General features: G+C 71.1%; 13 protein-coding genes and 1 other RNA gene. 8 read left to right on the forward strand and 6 right to left on the reverse strand.

Annotated features, from left to right (window positions below; all coding sequences use genetic code 11):
• Positions 1-29: 29 nt before the first annotated feature.
• Positions 30-1319 (reverse strand): citrate synthase, encoded by a 1290-nt coding sequence (gltA, locus tag FV234_RS01135; protein ID WP_147750515.1) that lies wholly within the window; start codon positions 1317-1319, stop codon positions 30-32.
• 208 nt (positions 1320-1527) lie between these two features.
• Entirely contained in the window at positions 1528-2955 is a 1428-nt protein-coding gene (gene gltX, locus FV234_RS01140) for a glutamate--tRNA ligase (RefSeq protein WP_147827863.1), read from the reverse strand.
• Between the two features lie 243 nt (positions 2956-3198).
• Here gltX and FV234_RS01145 point away from each other — a divergent pair, with 243 nt between their 5' ends.
• Positions 3199-5532 (forward strand): ComEC/Rec2 family competence protein, encoded by a 2334-nt coding sequence (locus FV234_RS01145; RefSeq protein ID WP_147827864.1) that lies wholly within the window; start codon positions 3199-3201, stop codon positions 5530-5532.
• On the opposite strand, the gene lexA is transcribed toward FV234_RS01145, so the two are convergent.
• The gene (gene lexA / locus FV234_RS01150) at positions 5526-6257 is read right to left on the reverse strand and encodes a transcriptional repressor LexA (RefSeq protein WP_147827865.1); all 732 of its coding nucleotides are present in this window, start codon (positions 6255-6257) and stop codon (positions 5526-5528) included. The two genes, FV234_RS01145 and lexA, sit on opposite strands and share 7 nt — an antisense overlap.
• Positions 6258-6420: 163 nt before the next feature.
• Positions 6421-7359, reverse strand: a complete 939-nt coding sequence (locus FV234_RS01155) for a hydroxyacid dehydrogenase (RefSeq protein WP_147827866.1) — start codon at positions 7357-7359, stop codon at positions 6421-6423.
• Between the two features lie 368 nt (positions 7360-7727).
• Between FV234_RS01155 and FV234_RS01160 the strand changes: the two genes are divergently transcribed.
• The 3 genes from FV234_RS01160 (at position 7728) to FV234_RS01170 (ending at position 9751) form a co-directional block, all read left to right on the forward strand.
• Positions 7728-8111, forward strand: coding sequence for a response regulator (locus FV234_RS01160; RefSeq protein ID WP_147729619.1), 384 nt, complete (start codon positions 7728-7730; stop codon positions 8109-8111).
• 38 nt (positions 8112-8149) lie between these two features.
• Entirely contained in the window at positions 8150-8674 is a 525-nt protein-coding gene (locus FV234_RS01165) for a protein phosphatase CheZ (RefSeq protein ID WP_246686097.1), read from the forward strand.
• Between the two features lie 291 nt (positions 8675-8965).
• The gene (locus FV234_RS01170) at positions 8966-9751 is read left to right on the forward strand and encodes a creatininase family protein (protein WP_147827867.1); all 786 of its coding nucleotides are present in this window, start codon (positions 8966-8968) and stop codon (positions 9749-9751) included.
• Between the two features lie 40 nt (positions 9752-9791).
• Here the strand turns inward: FV234_RS01170 and FV234_RS01175 are convergent, their stop codons facing one another.
• Together FV234_RS01175 and pepN are read right to left on the reverse strand one after the other, a co-directional pair.
• The gene (locus FV234_RS01175) at positions 9792-12164 is read right to left on the reverse strand and encodes a PAS domain-containing sensor histidine kinase (protein ID WP_147827868.1); all 2373 of its coding nucleotides are present in this window, start codon (positions 12162-12164) and stop codon (positions 9792-9794) included.
• A gap of 172 nt (positions 12165-12336) precedes the next feature.
• Positions 12337-14952 carry an aminopeptidase N gene (pepN, locus tag FV234_RS01180; RefSeq protein ID WP_147827869.1) on the reverse strand — a complete coding sequence of 872 codons (2616 nt, stop codon included), beginning with the start codon at positions 14950-14952 and terminating at the stop codon, positions 12337-12339.
• 154 nt (positions 14953-15106) lie between these two features.
• On the opposite strand from pepN, the gene gloA reads away from it, so the two are divergent.
• The 4 genes from gloA (at position 15107) to FV234_RS01200 (ending at position 18087) form a co-directional block, all read left to right on the forward strand.
• Positions 15107-15547, forward strand: a complete 441-nt coding sequence (gene gloA, locus FV234_RS01185; RefSeq protein WP_147753934.1) for a lactoylglutathione lyase — start codon at positions 15107-15109, stop codon at positions 15545-15547.
• A 133-nt stretch (positions 15548-15680) separates the two neighbouring features.
• Positions 15681-16090, forward strand: an RNA gene (rnpB, locus tag FV234_RS01190) — RNase P RNA component class A.
• A 537-nt stretch (positions 16091-16627) separates the two neighbouring features.
• Positions 16628-17674 (forward strand): 16S rRNA (cytosine(1402)-N(4))-methyltransferase RsmH, encoded by a 1047-nt coding sequence (rsmH, locus tag FV234_RS01195; RefSeq protein WP_147753935.1) that lies wholly within the window; start codon positions 16628-16630, stop codon positions 17672-17674.
• Positions 17671-18087, forward strand: a complete 417-nt coding sequence (locus FV234_RS01200; protein ID WP_147753936.1) for a hypothetical protein — start codon at positions 17671-17673, stop codon at positions 18085-18087. The genes rsmH and FV234_RS01200 overlap by 4 nt, the downstream gene beginning before the upstream one ends.
• Positions 18088-18151 lie beyond the last annotated feature (64 nt).

Consider the following 18151-nt stretch of genomic DNA (forward strand, 5'->3'; position numbering starts at 1 on the left):
CCCGCAGAGGGGGGAGGGTAGACCAGCCGTCAGCCGCGCTCGTTGATGCCGACGTAGTCGCGCTTGGTCGGGCCGACGTAGAGCTGGCGCGGGCGGCCGATCTTCTGCGAGGGGTCCTCGATCATCTCGGCCCATTGCGCGATCCAGCCGACGGTGCGCGCCACCGCGAACAGCACCGTGAACATGTCGGTCGGGAAGCCCATCGCCTTCAGGGTGATGCCCGAGTAGAAGTCGATGTTCGGGTAAAGCTTCTTCTCGATGAAGTACTCGTCCTTGAGCGCGATCTCCTCGAGCTTCATCGCGACCTCAAGCAGCGGATCGTCGTTCTTGCCGAGTTCCTTCAGCACCTCGTGGGTGGTCTTCTGCATGATCCGCGCGCGCGGGTCGTAGTTCTTGTACACCCGGTGGCCGAAGCCCATCAGGCGGAACGGGTCGTTCTTGTCCTTGGCCTTGGCGACGTACTGATCGACGCGGTCCGGCGTGCCGATCTCCATCAGCATCTTCAAGGCCGCCTCGTTGGCGCCGCCATGCGCCGGCCCCCACAGGCAGGCGACGCCGGCCGCGATGCAGGCGAACGGGTTCGCGCCCGACGAGCCCGCGAGCCGCACCGTCGAGGTCGAGGCGTTCTGCTCGTGGTCGGCGTGCAGGATGAAGATCTTGTCCAGGGCCTTCGAAAAGATCGGGTTAACCTGGTAGTCCTCGCACGGGACGGCGTAGCACATCCGCAGGAAATTCGAGGTGTAGTCGAGATCGTTCTTCGGATACACGAACGGCTGGCCGATCGAGTATTTGTAGGCCATCGCCGCCAGCGTAGGCATCTTGGCGATCATGCGCATCGACGCGATCATGCGCTGGCTCTCGTCCGTGATGTCGGTCGAGTCGTGGTAGAAGGCCGAGAGCGCGCCGACGGAGGCGACCATCACCGCCATCGGGTGCGCGTCGCGGCGGAAGCCGGTGAAGAACCGGTTCATCTGGTCGTGCACCATGGTGTGGCGCGTGACGCGGTAGTCGAAGTCGGCCTTCTGACCCGGCGTCGGCAGCTCGCCGAACAGCATCAGGTAACAGGTCTCGAGGAAGTCCCCCTGCTCGGCGAGCTGCTCGATCGGGTAGCCGCGATAGAGCAGCACGCCCTCGTCGCCGTCGATGTAGGTGATCTTCGATTCGCACGAGGCGGTCGAGGTGAAGCCGGGATCGAAGGTGAAGGCGCCGGTCTGCGCGTAGAGCTTGCCGATGTCGACGACGTCGGGGCCGATCGTACCGCTCTTGACCGGCAGAGAGACCTCTTTGCCGTCCACGGTGATGGTGCTGGCTGCGCTCATGGAACGTGGACCCTTTCCTGGCAACGAATCGGTGCCGGCCCAAGGCTCGGCTCCGCGCCGCCCTGGACCCGAAGTCACCTGCATTTTGCTGCAGGTGCTCACAGGCCCACCGGTTAGCGGATCGGCCGGGCGCCAGCAACGGCGCGGATGACAACCACGCCCCGACGCCAAGCGAAAACCGGGCCGCGCGTGCGATGCGGCAAACCGCTCAGCTTTTCGTGATCCGGTCGGCGAGCCGGGCGAGGCTTTCCTCGCGGCCGAGGACCGCCATCACGTCGAACAGCGGCGGCGAGGTGGTGCGGCCGGTGAGCGCCGCCCGCAGCGGCTGCGCCACCTGCCCGAGCTTCAGCCCCTCGGTCTCGGCGAAGAGCCGCACCGCGGCTTCCGTCGCGGCGGCGCTCCACTCGGGCAGGGCCTCGAGCGCCGGCAGGATCGCGGCGAGGCGTGCGCGGGCCTCGTCGGTGAGGAGGGCGGCGGCCTTCTCGTCCGGTACCAGCGGACGCGCGGCGGTCAGGTAGTAGGCGCTGTCGAGCAGCTCGATCAGGGTCTTGGCCCGCTCCTTCAGCCCCGGCATCGCCGCGACGAGCTTTTCGCGCAGGTCCGGCGCGAGGGGGGCGACGAGGCCGCGCTCCGGGCCGACGTTCGGCAGGATGCGCTCGATCGCGTCGACCAGGTCCCCATCCGCTGCGCCGCGGATGTAGAGGCCGTTGAGGTTCTCGAGCTTGGCGAAGTCGAACCGCGCCGGCGAGCGGCCGATCGCCTTGAGGTCGAAGGCCGCCACCATCTCCTCGGTGGAGAACACCTCCTGGTCGCCGTGGCTCCAGCCGAGGCGGACGAGGTAGTTGCGGAGCGCCGCCGGCAGGTAGCCGAGGTCGCGGTAGGCGTCGACGCCGAGCGCGCCGTGGCGCTTGGACAGCTTGGCCCCGTCGGCCCCGTGGATCAGCGGGATGTGCGCCATCCGCGGCACCTCCCAGCCCAGCGCTGCAAAGATCTGGCTCTGGCGGGCCGCGTTGGTGAGGTGGTCGTCGCCGCGGATCACCTGGGTCACGCCCATGTCGTGGTCGTCGACGACGACGGCGAGCATATAGGTCGGGTTGCCGTCCGAGCGCAGCAGTACGAGGTCGTCGAGGTCGCGGTTGGCCCAGGTGACGCGGCCCTGCACCGCGTCGTCCACCACCGTCTCGCCCTCGCTCGGGGCGCGCAGCCGGATCACCGGCTTCACCCCCGCCGGCGCGTCGGACGGGTCGCGGTCGCGCCAGCGCCCGTCGTAGCGCAGCGGCTTGCCGGCGGCCCGCGCCTGCTCACGCATCTGCGTCAGCTCGTCCTGCGTCGCGTAGCAGCGATAGGCGTTGCCCGAGGCCAGCAGATTCTCGGCGACCTCGCGGTGGCGCTCGGCGCGGGCGTACTGGAACACCACGTCGCCGTCCCAGTCGAGCCCGAGCCAGCGCATCCCGTCGAGGATGGCGTCGATCGCCCCTTGCGTCGATCGCTCGCGGTCGGTGTCCTCGATCCGCAGCAGCATCCGGCCGCCCATCCGGCGGGCGTAGAGCCAGTTGAACAGCGCAGTGCGGGCACCGCCGATATGGAGGTAGCCCGTGGGCGAGGGCGCGAAGCGCGTGACGACGGCTGACGACATCGGACGATGGATCTTCTGGTGAAGGGGCGAGGAGCACTCTGGTCGTGGCGCGGATCGACCGATCCGGTTGCGCGCGTCTAGATCGCTCCGCGGCGAAGGGAAAGGCGGTTCGGCGTCCGCGACGACGCACGCAAAGCTGGGGACCTGCACCGGAACCCGGTTCGGACGGCTCTAGCACGCCCGCGCGGATGCGTTAACAATCCGCGACGGCGCAGCGGCCTCGCGCCGGCCGGTGTGCCGATCATGGCGCGGGACATCGTACGATCGACGGGACGGGCCGTCGCTGGACCGGCTCTCGGGCGCTTCCTCGCGCCCGCCGTGCTCGGGCCGGCTTTGCGCGGCTGGGTCATCAGCGGCCTTGTGATCGAGGCCGAGCAGCGCCGGCTGTTCCCCTGGCTCGCGGTCGCCTTCGGCGCCGGCATCCTTGTGTTCTTCACCGCCACCGACGGGATGCCCGCGCTCTGGGCCCCCCTCGCTGCGACGGCGGCCTGCGCCGCGACCCTGCCGTTCCTCGGTGGTCGGCCGGTGGCTTTGGCGATTGCGCTCGGGCTTGCCGCAGCGCTCCTCGGGTTCTCGGCGAGCGCCCTGCGGGTGTCGCGAGTGGCCGCGCCCGTGCTGAACCGCACGATGATCGCGCCGCTCGAAGGGCTGATCGAGTCGCTGGAGGAGCGGGAGGAGGGCGCCCGCGTCGTGGTCCGGGTCGCGAGCCTCGGCACGATGGCGGCGGCCGAGCGCCCGGTCCGCGTGCGCGTCTCGTTCAAGAAGGCGCCGCCCTTGCGCCCGGGCGACTTCATCGCCGCCACCGCCCGCCTGCTGCCGCCCCCGGAGGCGGCGCGGCCGGGCGGCTACGACTTCGCCCGCGACGCCTACTTCCGCGGCATCGGCGCGGTCGGGTCCTTGTTGGGAAAGATCGCGGTGAAGCCGCCGCCGGAGCCGGTGCCGTGGTCGCTCCGCCTTGCGGCTGCGGTGGACGACGCCCGAAACGCGCTCACCCGCCGGATCACCGACGCCAACGGCGGCCAGGCCGGCGCGGTGGCGGCCGCCCTCGTGACCGGCAAGCGCGGGCTGATCGCGCCGGCGACCAACGACACCTTGCGGGCGGCCGGAATTTATCACGTCGTTTCTATCTCTGGACTCCACATGGTGCTGGCCGCCGGCGTCGTGTTCTGGCTCGTGCGGGCCGGGCTCGCGCTGGTGCCGTTCCTCGCGCTGGCCTGGCCGATCAAGAAGATCGCCGCGGCGCTGGCGATGGTCGGCGTCACCGCCTACTGCGTCTTCTCCGGCTGGGACATCGCCGCCGAGCGCTCCCTCGTCATGACCCTGATCATGCTCGGCGCGATCCTGGTCGACCGCCCGGCGTTGAGCATGCGCAACCTCGCCCTCGCCGCGCTCATCGCGCTGGCGCACGAGCCGGAGGGGCTGCTCGGCCCGAGCTTCCAGATGTCGTTTGGGGCGGTGGCCGGCCTCATCGCCTGCGCCCGGCTGATCGACGGGCGCCTGTTCCGCCGCGATGGCGCCGGGCGGATCGGCCGGCTGATCGCCCTGGGGCTGACGACGGTCGTCGGCACGCTCGGCACGACGCTGGTGGCCCAGGTCGCCACCGCACCCTTCGCGACCTACCACTTCCAGACGGTGCAGCCTTTCGGGCTGATCGGTAACGCGCTCACGCTGCCGCTGGTCTCGCTCGCGGTGATGCCGGCGGCGGTGCTCGGCATCGTCGCCTACCCGTTCGCCCTCGATCAGCCGGTCTGGTGGCTGATGGGCCTGGCAGTGCGGGGGATGCTGACGATCTCCGGCTGGATCGAGGGGCTCGGTCGCGCCAACGTGGTGGTGCCGGCTTTCGGCACCGGCGCGCTCGGGTGCCTCGCCGCGGCGCTTCTGCTCGCGACGCTGCCGGTCTCGCGCCTGCGCTGGCTTGCCTTGCCGCCCGCCTTGCTCGGGCTAGGCCTCGCGACGGCGCCGGCCCGCTTCGACATCTACGTCGATCGCCAGGGCAGCGGTGCCGCGGTGCGCCGGATCGACGGCAGCCTCGTCGCCCTCGGCAAGCCGTCGAACTTCGTGCTGGAGCAATGGCTGAAGGCCGACGGCGACGGCCGGACCGGCGCGCAGGCGACCGGTGGTCCCACCTGCGACCGGATTGGGTGCGTCCTGCGGCTCGCCGACGGCCGCGCGGTGGCCCTTCTGAAGGACCGCCGCGGCTTCGCCCAGGATTGCGCCAACGCCGCGGTGTTGATCACGCCGCTCTCCGCGCCGCCCAGCTGCGCCGCAGCCCTCGTCATCGATCGCGCCTACCTCGCCGCCCACGGCGCGGTTGCGATCCGCCTGCAGCCGGACGGCTTCACGGTGAGTCGGACCCGCGAGCCGGGGCGGACGCTGCCGTGGCGACCGGCCCAAGCCCGCGTGCCGGCCAAGCCAGCCGACCAGCCGGTGCCACAATCGCCTTTACCCGGCGAGATCAAGCCGAAGTACGTACCTTTCCAGGGCATGGCGCCGCCGAATCCGCGGACCGAACCGGCGCCCGACGACCCGGTCGCGGACGGCACCGACGCCGAGATGCCGGCGGAGACGCTTCAGTAACGGCGGACGAGGCTGACCAACCGCCCCTGGATCTGGACGCGATCCGGCCCGAGCACGCGGGTTTCGTAGGCGGGGTTGGCCGCTTCCAGTGCGATCGACGAGCCGCGCCGGCGCAGGCGCTTCAGCGTCGCCTCCTCATCGTCGATCAGCGCGACGATGATGTCGCCGGTGTTGGCGGTGTCCTGCTTGCGGATCACCACGAGGTCGCCGTCGAGGATGCCGGCCTCGACCATCGAATCGCCGCGGACCTCCAGTGCGTAGTGCTCGCCGCCGGCGAGGAAGTCCGGCGACATGGTGATCGCGTGGCTCTGGTTCTGGATCGCAGAGATCGGAGTTCCGGCGGCGATCCGGCCCATCACCGGGATCGACACGGAGCGACCGCTGTCATCGACCATCTGCGTCGTCGGCCGAGGCGGCACCGCCTTGGCGCGCCCGCCCTCCACCACGCTCGGGGTGAAGCGGCGTGGCGCGGGCGCCGCCACCGGAGCGGGCGCCGCCATGCGGCCGGCGCCGTCGGGCATCCGCAGGACCTCGATCGCCCGGGCGCGGTTGGGAAGCCGGCGCAGGAAGCCGCGCTCCTCGAGGGCGGTGATCAGCCGATGGATGCCCGATTTCGACTTGAGGTCGAGGGCGTCCTTCATCTCGTCGAACGAGGGCGGGACGCCGTCCTCGCGCATCCGCTCATCAATGAATCGCAGGAGATCCAGCTGTTTACGGGTCAGCATTGGCGAGCTCGCGAGAAAGTGCGGCCGCACGAAGGTGAAGCCGCAGAAACAAAACACGAACACGTTAAACGTTCGTCAAGTGTTCCGCAAGGGTTCTTGTCGCGACGCGCTGCGCGGACAGACGAATTCGTTACGCGACGGTGCCAGCGCGGCAAGGCGAGGTTCAGCCCTCCAGGCTTCGCCGCACGGCGCGGGCCGTGACGGCGGAGACGCGCACGTTCGATTCCTGCGTCACGCCCGCGATGTGCGGCGTCAGGATCAGGTTCGGCACGTCGGCGAACAGTGCCCCGCCCATAGCATCCAGCGGCTCCTCCGCGAACACGTCCAGCGCCGCCCCGCCGAGATGGCCCGACCGGAGCGCGTCGACGACTGCGCGCTCGTCCACCACGCCCCCGCGGGCGGCGTTGATCAGGATCGCGCCCGGCGGCATCCGGGTGATCGCGTCGGAGCCGATCATCCCCCGCGTCGCCTCGGTGAGCGGCACGTGCAGGGAGAGCACGTCGCTCGATGCGATCAGCGCGTCGAGCTCGGCACGCGTCACCGAGCCGTGGGCCGGGCGCCACGCGGTGTCCTCGGGCGTCAGGTACGGGTCGAAGGCCGAGACCGCCATGTCGAGCGCCGCGGCGCGCCGGGCGGTCTCGCGGGCGATGGCACCGAAGCCGACGAGGCCGAGGCGCTTGCCGGCGATCTCGCGCCCCATCGACGCGTTGCGCGGCCACGCCCCCGCCGCCACCTGCGCGCTGGCACCGTAGGCGCCGCGCAGCAGCAGCAGGGCCGTGCCGATCACGTACTCGGCCACCGCGCCGTCGTTGGCGCCGGTCGCGGGATGGACCGCGATCCCGCGGGCGGCGCAGGCCGGCAGGTCGATGTTGTCGAGGCCGACGCCGAGGCGGCCCACCACCTTGAGGTCGGGAGCCGCTGCCAGCAGGTCGCCGCGCACCTGCGTGCGGTTGCGGACGATCAGCCCCGCCGCCTCTTGGAGCGCCGCGCGCAGGGCGTCGGGCCGGTCGACGAGGGTCGGATCGTAGAGCGTCTCGAACCCGGCGAGCTCCGCCCGGATCGCGGCCTCGTCCATGAACTCGCTGATGACGACCTTGAGCATCGCGTGCCGATCCTGTTTCGCGCGGCGGCCGAGCCTCCCCCGCGGGCGTTCCCGTCGGGCGCCGTGCCCGCCTGCGGGGCCGTCATCCTGCGTTGGGACGCATCGGTAAAGGCCGCGCCGGCTCATCGCGAGGGAACGGGCGGGGCGACGCGGTGCCGTTTGGGCTCGGACGGCATTCGTGTCCCGCACATCAGTATTCGGGCGTCGCCGCCCCGGGCGGCGCTGGACCGGCGCGTGATTAACCGCTTCGCAAGGCAAACCGGCTTAGGTTTGGACCCATGAGGTGCGGCCGGCGGCGGCGCCTTTCGACAATGCGTGACCGACGCCGACCCGAGCCGGCGATTCGGAGACACCGGAGCAGTTTCACCATGGCCCTCGACCTCAGCATGCCGATCCTGGTCGTCGACGACTACCAGACGATGGTCCGCATCATCCGCAACCTCCTGAAGCAGCTCGGCTTCGAGGAGGTCGACGACGCCTCCGATGGCACGGCCGCCCTGGCGCGCCTCAAGGGCCGCAAGTACGGCCTGGTCATCTCCGACTGGAACATGGAGCCGATGACCGGCTACGAGCTGCTTCGCCACGTCCGCGCCGACGAGGGCCTGCGCACCACGCCGTTCATCATGGTCACCGCGGAATCGAAGACAGAGAACGTCATCGCCGCCAAGAAGGCCGGCGTGAACAACTACATCGTCAAGCCGTTCAACGCCGCCACCTTGAAGAGCAAGATCGAAGCGGTCTGCGGCGCCTGAGCGGCCACTCGGGGCCGACACGCGGAGGAGTGCTGACGATGGGTGTGCAAAGACCGCTCGGCGCGACGATCAACCCGGCGACGATGGTCACCGAGTTGATGGAGATCGCGGACTACATCGCCCACGTGCGCGACGAGATCGCGGCCTTGCGCGCCAACGAGCTGACGCACGACCGCATCCCGATGGCGCACGAGGAGCTCGGCAACGTCCTGGCCGCGACTGCCGGCGCCACCAACTCCATCATGGAGGCGGCCGAGTCGATGCTGGCGTTGCCGGACGGACCCGGCTACCGCGACGCAGTCGAAAGCGGCATCGGCACGATCTTCGAGGCCTGCGCCTTCCAGGACATCACCGGCCAGCGGATCGGCAAGGTCGTCGCCGCCCTGCAGCAGTTCGAGGTGCGGCTCGCGCGCTTCTCCAGCGCCGTGCGGGCACGGGACGCGGCCGGCCAGGATCCGGCCGAGGCCGAGCGCAACGAGCGCGCCCAGCGCCTGCTCCTGAACGGCCCGCAGCCGAACGGCCCTGCCACCGCCCAGGACGACATCGACGCCCTGTTCGCCTGACCCTCGACGGGCCGGCGCCGCCCCCGCTAAAGCATTTTCCAGCGAGGTGGATGCCGGCTCGCGTGAAGAAAATGCTCTAACAGGCTGCTGAAAAAGTCGGGCGAGGTAGAACAATCATCTCCGAATCACACCATTTGTTAGAGAATGGGGCGGTTCTCGCGTCTCGACGGTTCTCGATCGTGGGGGCTCGGCCCGCGAGTGCCTGCGGCAGGAGAACGTCTTTCTCCATCTCGGGACTTTTTCAGCAGCCTGCTAAAGCGTATGGCTTAAGCGGACGCATCGAGGCAAAGCATGGCGGCACGGCTCTGGTCCGACCTGACCACGCGGGATGTCTCCGCGCGGAACATGGGCCGCACGGTCGCGGTGCTGCCGGTGGCGGCGATCGAGCAGCACGGCCCGCATCTGCCGCTCTGCACCGACGTCGCGATCATGGATGGCTACCTCGCGCGCGCCTGCGCCCTGGTGCCGGCCGACCTCGACGTGCTGGTCCTGCCGGTGCAGTCGGTCGGCAAGTCCGACGAGCACGACGCCTTTCCTGGAACGCTCTCCCTCACTACCGCGACCGCGCTCGCCGCCTGGGGCGAAATTGGCGCCGGCGTGCACCGCGCCGGCTGCAGCCGGCTGGTGATCGTCACCTCGCACGGCGGCAACAGCGCGCTGATCGACCTCGTGGCCGGGGATTTGCGCGCCCGCTTCGGCATGGTGGCGGTGACGACCGCCTGGGCGCGCTTCGGCTACCCGGACGGATGCTTCCCGGAGGACGAGATCGTCCACGGCATCCATGCCGGCGGGGTCGAGACCGCGCTGATTCTGGCCCTGCGCCCCGATCTCGTGCGGCGCGAGGCCGTCGCCGACTTCCCCTCGCGCACCCGCGCCATGGTCGGCGACTTCACGCACCTGCGCGCCGGGCGCCCGGCCGCCTTTGCCTGGAAGGCCGGCGACCTCCATCCGTCGGGCGCGATCGGCGACGCCAGGCTCGGCACCGCCGAGGCCGGGGAGGCTGCCCTCGACCACGGCGCGCGGGCCTTCGTGGCGCTGCTGCACGACGTGGCGCGGTTCGACCTTTTGGGCAGGTAGCGCGCCGCAGCCCGCGGTGCGACGGCCCCGCGGCGCGTCCTCAGGCGCCGGCCGGCTGCGGCTGCCGAACGCTCGCCCCGGAGGCCTCGCGCAGCGCCGCGACGGCCTGCTGCCCGGAATCTTCGGCCGCCGCCGCCGCGAGGCGTTCGCCGGTCGGGCGGGGCAGCCGCACCAGGACTATGGTGCCGACCGTCTCCTCGGAGCGGATGCGCAGGGAGCCGCCGTGCAGCTCGGCCATGGAGCGGGCGATGGCGAGGCCGAGGCCCGAGCCCTTGTGGCTGCGGGTCAGGTTGGTCTCGACCTGCGAGAACGGCGCACCGAGGCGCGCCAGCGCCGCCTTCGGGATACCGATCCCAGTATCCTCGATGAACAGGTGGGCGTGGTCCCCGGCGGCGCGCGCGCGCACCGCGATGCGGCCGTGCCCGGGCGTGAACTTCACAGCGTTCTGCAGCAGGTTGACGAGGATCTGCTGCAGGGCGCGCTCGTCGGCGAGCAGCGCGAGGCCGGGCTGCAAGTCTATGGCGATGTGGAGGTTCTTCTGCCGCGCCGGCTCCGACACCAGCTTCAGCGCCCCGGCGACCGCGGCCTCGACGGCGACCTCGCGGCGCGCGAGGCGCACGCGGTCGGACTCGATCCGCGACATGTGGAGGATGTCGTCGATCATCGAGAGCAGGTAGTCGCCGCTGCCGCGGATGTCAGCGCAGTATTCGGCGTAGCGCGGCGAGCCGAGCGGCCCGTAGAGCTCGCTCGACATCAGCTCGGCGAAGCCGATGATCGCGTTCAGCGGCGTGCGCAGCTCGTGGCTCATGTTGGCCAGGAACTCGGACTTGGCCTGGTTGGCGGACTCGGCCGCCGCCTTCTGGTCGAGGTAGCGCTCGGCGAGGTCGGCGAGTTGCTGCGTCTGCAACTCCAGCGTGCGGCGCGAGCGCTTCAGGTCCTTGACCGTCTCGATCAGCTCGCGCTCCGAGGCAACGAGCTGCTCCTGGTGCCGCTTCAGGTTGGTGATGTCGGTGCCGACGGAGACGTACCCGCCGTCCTTGGTGCGTCGCTCGCTGATCTGCAGCCAGCGGCCGTCGGTGAGTTCCGCCTCGAAGGTACGGGCCGTCGCGCTCGCCGCATCGGTCTCCGGCATCTCCCGCCGGATCTGCGGCAGTACCCCGCGGCCCATCACCTCGTCGTAGCGGCGGCCGACCTGCGCGTCCTCGGGGGAAAGCGCGTGCAGGTGGCGGAACTTGGAATTGCACAGCACGAGACGGTTGCTCGTGTCCCAGATGACGAACGCTTCCGAGATCGCCTCGACGGCGTCGCGCAAGCGCATGTCGTTGGTGGCGCTGGTCTCGGCGAGGTGCTGCTGCTCGGTGACGTCGACGGCGATGCCGACGAGGTGGCGGCCGCCGTCTGTCACGTCCGGCACCACCTCGGCGCGGGTGCGCAGCCAGATGTAGGCGCCGTTCGCCCCGCGCATGCGGAAGGCGTGGTCGACAGCGGTCTGGCTCGCGGCCAGGCCGCGCGCGAGGCTGTAAAGGTCGCCGTCGTCGGGGTGGACCAGGGCGTTGACGTCGCCGAAGGATAGGAACTCGCGCTCGCGGCGGTAGCCGAGCAGCGCGTACATCGAATCCGACCAGTAGATCTGCCCGCGTGGGATGTCCCAGTCCCACAAGCCGCAGGCGCCGCGGCCGAGCGCGGTGTCAAGGCGCCGGCGGATCTGCTCGCAGACCTTGTCGATCGCCTTCGCCCGGCGGCTCTGCAGCCCGTAGGCGAGGCCCACCCCGACGATGACGAGGGCGGCGGCGGCGACCAGGATCGCTTGGTGGCGGGCGCGGCCGGTCCAGCTCGCGGTCAGCGGTCCAAGCGATTGCATCACCGCGATGCGGCTTTCGCCGCCGGGGAGGCGGCGCATCGCCGCGAAGGCGGTCTCGCCGTCGGAGAGTGCTAGGCGCATCACGCCCGCCCGCTCGCCGAGCGTCGAGAGTGCCTCCGACTCGCCGAGCGCATTCTGAAGGGTCTCGGTGCCGGGCGGCAGTGGGGGCCTGGCCGCGACGATCCGGTCGCCTCGTGAAACGAGCATCACACGGCGTCCGGCCGGCAGGGTGCCCGCGGGAAATAAGTCGACGAGGCTCGCCTGGGCCGCCGCGTCGCCGAGGGCGTGGCCCGCCAGCGCTCCGGCCGAGAGGCGGGTGAAGGACTCGAGGTCGGCGCTCGCGGTGGCGAGCAGTTCCTCGCGCTGGGTCTGGAGGTGGAGGGCCGTCAGCCCCGCCAGGCAGGCGAGGAAGGTCGCGAGCAAGGCCGGCACCGCATAACGCAGCCAGGCTTCGGCCTGCACGAAACGGCTCGCCGGCGCGCGCGTCGGCCAGTGGATGCCGAGAATCGTATCCGCACGCGCGGAGAAGGAAGCGGAATCCGCCTCCGGCATGGTCGACCTCGTGCACTGGAAGCGTCCGGGCCTTGCTGCGCCGGCCCCGAATCTGAATTCAATTCATCACTTTCCCGAGTGGTTTGTCCACGGATTTTTTACAGCGCGGCTTGACTCCAAGCCCCGACTACCGACTCGGAATCAGCAGAGAATCGCCAATGTTAAGCGATGGTTAACCGGCTTCGAGCGTCCGGGCGGCGATGTCGGCCACGTCCCGGGAAAGGGCGGGGATCGCCTTGATCCGGTTGAGGATTTCGGCGGCCTTTTCCCGTCGCGAATTTTCCCACCGCCGCCAGGAAGAAAACGCGGTGAGGAGCCGCGCGGCGAGCTGCGGGTTGATCCGGTCGAGGGCCTCGATCCGCTCGGCGACGAGGGCGAAGCCGGCTCCGTCGGCCCTCGCGAACTGGGTCGGGTTGCCCATTGCGAAGTTGGCGATCAGCGCCCGCACCCGGTTCGGGTTGGTCATGGCGAAGGCCGGGTGCCGGCTCAGCGCCGCGATCCGCGCCGGCGTGCCGTCCTCGGCGATCGTCGCCTGGACGGCGAACCACTTATCGAGGACCAGCGGCTCGTCGGCATAGGTGGCGCCGAAAGCCGAGAGCGCCGCCTCGCGGGCCTCCCCTGGGATCGCCGCGATCACGCCGAGGGCCGCGAGCCGGTCGGTCATGTTGCGCGCCTCGCGAAGCTGGAGGAGGGCGTCTTCGGTGCCGGCCGCCGGGTCCGCGGCGGCGATCAGGTCGAGGCAGGCGTTGGCGAGCGAGCGGCGGCCGGCCGAGGCGGCGTCCGGGCTGTAGGGGGCGTCCTGAGACGCCCGCAGGGCCAGGGCCAGCGCATCGAGGCGCGGGCGCAGCCGCGTGCCCAGCGCTTTCCGAAGGGCGGTTCGGGCCGCGTGGATCGCGTCCGGGTCGAGGTCGGCGGCGATTTCGTTGGCGGCTTCGCCTTCGCCGGGGAGCGACAGCACCAGGGCGGCGAAGGCCGGGTCGGCCAGGGCCTCGCCGTCGAGGAAGGCGCCGAGCGCGTCGGCGAAGGCCTCGCCCGCGCCCGGTGCGGCCGGTTCGAGGATCAGCCGCATCGCGATCCCCTGCGCCGCCTGCCAGCGGTTGAACGGGTCGGTGTCGTGCCGGAGCAGGACGAGGCGCTCGGCGTCGGTCAGGTCGAGTTCAAGCCGCACCGGGGCGGAAAAGCCGCGCAGCACCGAGGGCACGGGCGCCTCGGCGACGCACTCGAACACCACGGTGGCGGTCCCGGTGTCGAGGACGAAGACGCCGTCGGAGACCGATGTCGAAGTCGCCCCGGCGAGGGGGCCGTTCTCGCCGACGAGGCCGAGGGCGACCGGGATCACCAGGGGAGGGCCCGCCGCCTCGAGGCTCTGGCGGAAGGTCAGCGTGTATCGCCGGGCCTCGGCGTCGTAGGCGCGCGTCACCGCGAGGGCCGGCGTGCCGGGGCGCTCGTACCAGCGGGCGAAGGGCTGGAGGTCGCGCCCGGTCACCGCGGCGAAGGCCGCCAGGAAATCCTCGACGGTCGCCGCGGTGCCGTCGTTGTCGGAAAAGTACCGGTCCATGCCGGCCCGGAAGGCGTCGGCGCCGACGAGGGTGCGCAGCATCCGCACGATCTCGGCGCCCTTGTCGTAGACCGTGGCCGTGTAGAAGTTATTGATCTCGGCATAGGCACCCGGCCGGACCGGGTGCCTGAGCGGGCCGGCATCCTCCGGGAACTGCCGGGCGCGAAGGTTGCGGACCTCGCCGATGCGGTGGACGGCGCGCGAGCGCATGTCGGACGAGAATTCCTGGTCGCGGAAGACGGTCAGCCCCTCCTTGAGGCAGAGCTGGAACCAGTCGCGGCAGGTGACGCGGTTGCCCGACCAGTTGTGGAAGTACTCGTGCGCGATGATGCGCTCGATCGCGGCGTAGTCGCCGTCGGTGGCGGTCTCGGGGGAGGCCAGAACGTATTTGTCGTTGAACACGTTCAAGCCTTTGTTTTCCATCGCGCCCATGTTGAAGTCCGACACGGCGACGACGTTGAACACGTCGAGGTCGTAGGCGCGCCCGAACGCCTCCTCGTCCCACCGCATCGAACGGATCACCGCGTCGAGGGCGTAGGCGGCGCGGGGCCCTTTGCCGGGCTCGACGTAGACCGCGACCGCGACCGTTCGGCCCTCCATCGTGGTGAAGTCCTGCGCCACCCGGTCGAGCGCGCCGCCGACGAGGGCGAAGAGGTAGGCGGGCTTCGGGTGGGGATCGTGCCACACGGCGAAGTGCCGCCCGGTGCCGGCGATCTCCCCGGCCTCCACCGGGTTTCCGTTGCCGAGCAGCACCGGGCATTCGGCGCGCTCGGCCTCGATTCGGGTGGTGTAGACCGCCATCACGTCGGGCCGGTCGAGGAAGTAGGTGATCCGGCGGAACCCGTCGGCCTCGCACTGGGTGCAGTAGACGCCGTTCGAGCGGTAGAGCCCCATCAGCTTGGTGTTGGCGGTCGGGTCCACCCGCGTCAGGATCGTCAGTTCGAACGGTCCCTGCGGTGGCGCGTGCAGCGTCAGCCCCGCGGGGCTCGCCGCGTAGGCCTTGGCGGACAGCGGCGCGCCGTCGAGTTCGATGCCGTCGAGCGTCAGGTCGTCGCCGTCGAGCACCAGGGGCGCGCCCGCCCGGCCCGCCGGGTTCGCCCGCAGCGCCAGCCGCGCCGTGATCCGCGTGTCGTGCGGGGCGAGCCGCACGTCGAGGTCGACGCGGTCGATCAGGAAGTCGCTCGGCCGGTAGTCTTCGAGGCGGATCTGGACGGGCGTGTCGGTTCGCATCGGGGCATCGCTCGGCTGGCCGGAGGGGACGTCGAAGGGACGTCGAAGGGGCGTCGAAGGGGATGTTCGCGGTCCGCCGCGGCGCGGCCGAGCCCGTTGACGGGGTCCGGCCCGGGCCCAGATAGGCCCGCATCAGCGGAGCACGAGAACACCCATGGAATACCTGCACACGATGGTGCGCGTCGCCGACCTCGACAAGGCGCTGGCGTTCTACGTCGACACCTTCGGGCTGAAGGAGGTGCGCCGCATCGACAACGAGAAGGGCCGCTTCACCCTGGTCTTCCTCGCCGCCCCCGGGGACGCGGCGCGGGCCGAGACCACCAAGTCGCCCCTCGTGGAGCTGACCTACAACTGGGACCCGGAGACCTATTCCGGCGGGCGCAACTTCGGGCACCTCGCCTACCAGGTCGACGACATCTACGCCTTCTGCACCCGGCTGAAGGACAAGGGCGTGACCATCAACCGGCCGCCGCGCGACGGGCACATGGCCTTCGTGAAGTCGCCCGACGGCATCTCGATCGAGATCCTGCAGAAGGGCGGCGCCAAGGAGCCGCAGGAGCCGTGGTCCTCCATGGAGAACACCGGGACCTGGTAGCCGGATCGCGACGGTCCGGGGCAAGCCGCACGGCGTGGGCAGACGAGGATTTCGGTCCTGGGCGGCCTCGACGCCTGAACGCGCGGCCGTCCGCTTGACCCGGGCGGGCGATCCGGCCCACATCCGCGCCGGATCAGTCGGCCGGGCGGCCGCTCCGAGCTTCGGCTTGGGGAGGAAAGTCCGGGCTCCATGGAGAGACGGTGCCGGATAACGTCCGGCGGGGGCGACCCCAGGGACAGTGCCACAGAGAGCAGACCGCCCCGGACCGCGAGGTCGCGGGGTCAGGGTGAAAGGGTGCGGTAAGAGCGCACCGCGGACGCGGCAACGCGGACGGCACGGCAAACCCCACCGGGAGCAAGACCGAATAGGGGCGGCGCGCGTCTCCTCGCAGGAAGAGGCGCAGGCCCGCTCTCCAGGCCAGTCGCCCGGGTTGGTTGCTCGAGGCGGTCGGCAACGATCGTCCCAGAGGAATGGCCGCCACGTCCGGATGCGCCTCGGCGCCTCCGGGCCCTACAGAACCCGGCTTATAGGCCGGCTGATCCGCTTCCTGCCTGTCCGGACGCAGAGCCACGGCACCGGCTAAGCCGTTGACGGAGCGTGCCGATCCGCCGCGCGAAGCACGGTCCTGCGGAATATGTGCCGCCGGTCGGCGCATCGCGGCGAAGCTTTCGCCAGCAGACGCGCGCAGGTCCCGAGGATCGCCGGCGCCCGTGCGCCGAACGTCGGCGGGCGGGGCGAAAAATTGACCGTCGGTTAACCTTGCTGAGGTCACATCGGACGTCCGCGATGCGGGTCTTCGCTTGCGTTGACGATCGTCAGAGGCCCATGGTACCCGCCAACATCTCGTCATCGGCGATTTCCGGATCGGCGGACGCCCCCAGCGGCCACGCTCGCCGCGGCCGTGCGGGGATCGTCCGCGCGCGGGCCTTCGGCCACCGCACGAGCGGGATCGCCCAAACCGACCGCGCCGCGTCGCCGCGGCCGGGTGCAGGCAGCCATGAGCCGAACCGTTCCCCCCATCCCCGGCGGGCCGCCTCGGCCGCACGCGGCCCGGCGCCTTCGCCCGAACGGGCCGCGGCGATGACGCGCAAACCCATCGAGAAACCGTGCGGCCCGCACGTCCCGGTGCTGCTCGACGAGGTGCTCGCCGCCCTCGACCTTCCCGGTACGACGCTGGCCGTCGACGGCACCTTCGGCGCCGGCGGCTACACCCGCGCGATGCTCGCCGCCGACCCGGACCTCCGCGTGGTCGGCATCGACCGAGACCCCTCGGCCATCGCCGGCGGCGCGGCGCTCGTCGCCGCGTCGAACGGGCGCCTCACGCTGGTTCCGGGCCGATTCGGCGCCCTCGACGCGCACCTGGCGGATCTCGGCGAGGCGCAGGCCGACCGGATCGTGCTCGATATCGGCGTCTCCTCGATGCAGATCGACCAGCCCGAGCGCGGCTTCTCGTTCCGCAACGACGGCCCGCTCGACATGCGGATGGCCGCCACCGGCCTCAGCGCCGCCGACCTCGTCAACGAGGCCGAGGAGGTGGAGCTCGCCGACATCATCTACCATTACGGCGAGGAACGCCGCTCGCGGGCGGTGGCCCGCACCATCATCGAGGCGCGCCGCCGCGGCCGGATCGAGACCACGGCGCAGCTCGCCGACCTCGTCGCCGGGGTCGTGCGGACCGAGCCCGGCAGCGGCATCCACCCGGCGACGCGGACGTTCCAGGGCCTGCGCATCGCGGTCAACGACGAGCTCGGCGAGCTGGTCCAGGCGCTGCACGCCGCCGAGCGGATGCTGCGGCCGGGCGGGCGGCTCGCGGTGGTGACGTTCCATTCGCTCGAGGACCGCATCGTCAAGCAGTTCTTCTCCGCCCGCAGCGGCCGCGCCGTCCAGGCCTCGCGCCACATGCCGAGCGCGCTGCCCGGCGGCGAGCCCACGGCCGCCCGCAGCTTCACGCCGGTGACCAAGGGCCCGGTGCTGCCCTCCGATTCCGAGACGGCGCGCAACCCGCGCTCGCGCTCGGCCAAGCTTCGCGCCGCCGAGCGCACGGACGCACCCGTGCCGGCGCCGCTCGCCGCGATCCAGGCGCTCGCTGCGCTTCCCGAAGCCCCGCGCGGAGGCGCACGCCGGTGATCCGCCTGCTCAACCTGCTGGCCGTCGCCGGCCTCGTCGCCTCGGCGATCTACGCCTACTCGATCAAGTACGACACGCTCTACCAGGGCGGTCAGGTCTCGAAGCTGAAGGCCGGCCTGCATGCCGAGCGTCAGGCCATCGCGGTGCTGCGCGCCGAATGGCAGCTCTTGACCCGGCCGGACCGGCTGCAGGCGGCGGTGGAGAAGCACCTCGCCCTCGAGCCGATCGGCACCGCCCACCTCGGGCGCCTCGCCGACCTGCCGGCGCGGCCCGAGCGCGGCGACGAGATCGGCCGCCTGCTCGCGGCCACCGCGACGCCGAAGGAGAAGGGGCCGGCCTCCGAGCCCCGCACCACCGGCTCGATCACCCGCACCGTCGTCACGACCCGCACGCCGAACCCGGCATCGAGGTAGTCCCCGTGTCTCAAGACGCCCACGACGCCCGAGAGGCGCACGACGCTCAAGCGGCTCACGAAGC

The organism is Methylobacterium sp. WL8 (genome assembly GCF_008040045.1).
In the GTDB taxonomy this organism is placed as follows: domain Bacteria; phylum Pseudomonadota; class Alphaproteobacteria; order Rhizobiales; family Beijerinckiaceae; genus Methylobacterium; species Methylobacterium cerastii.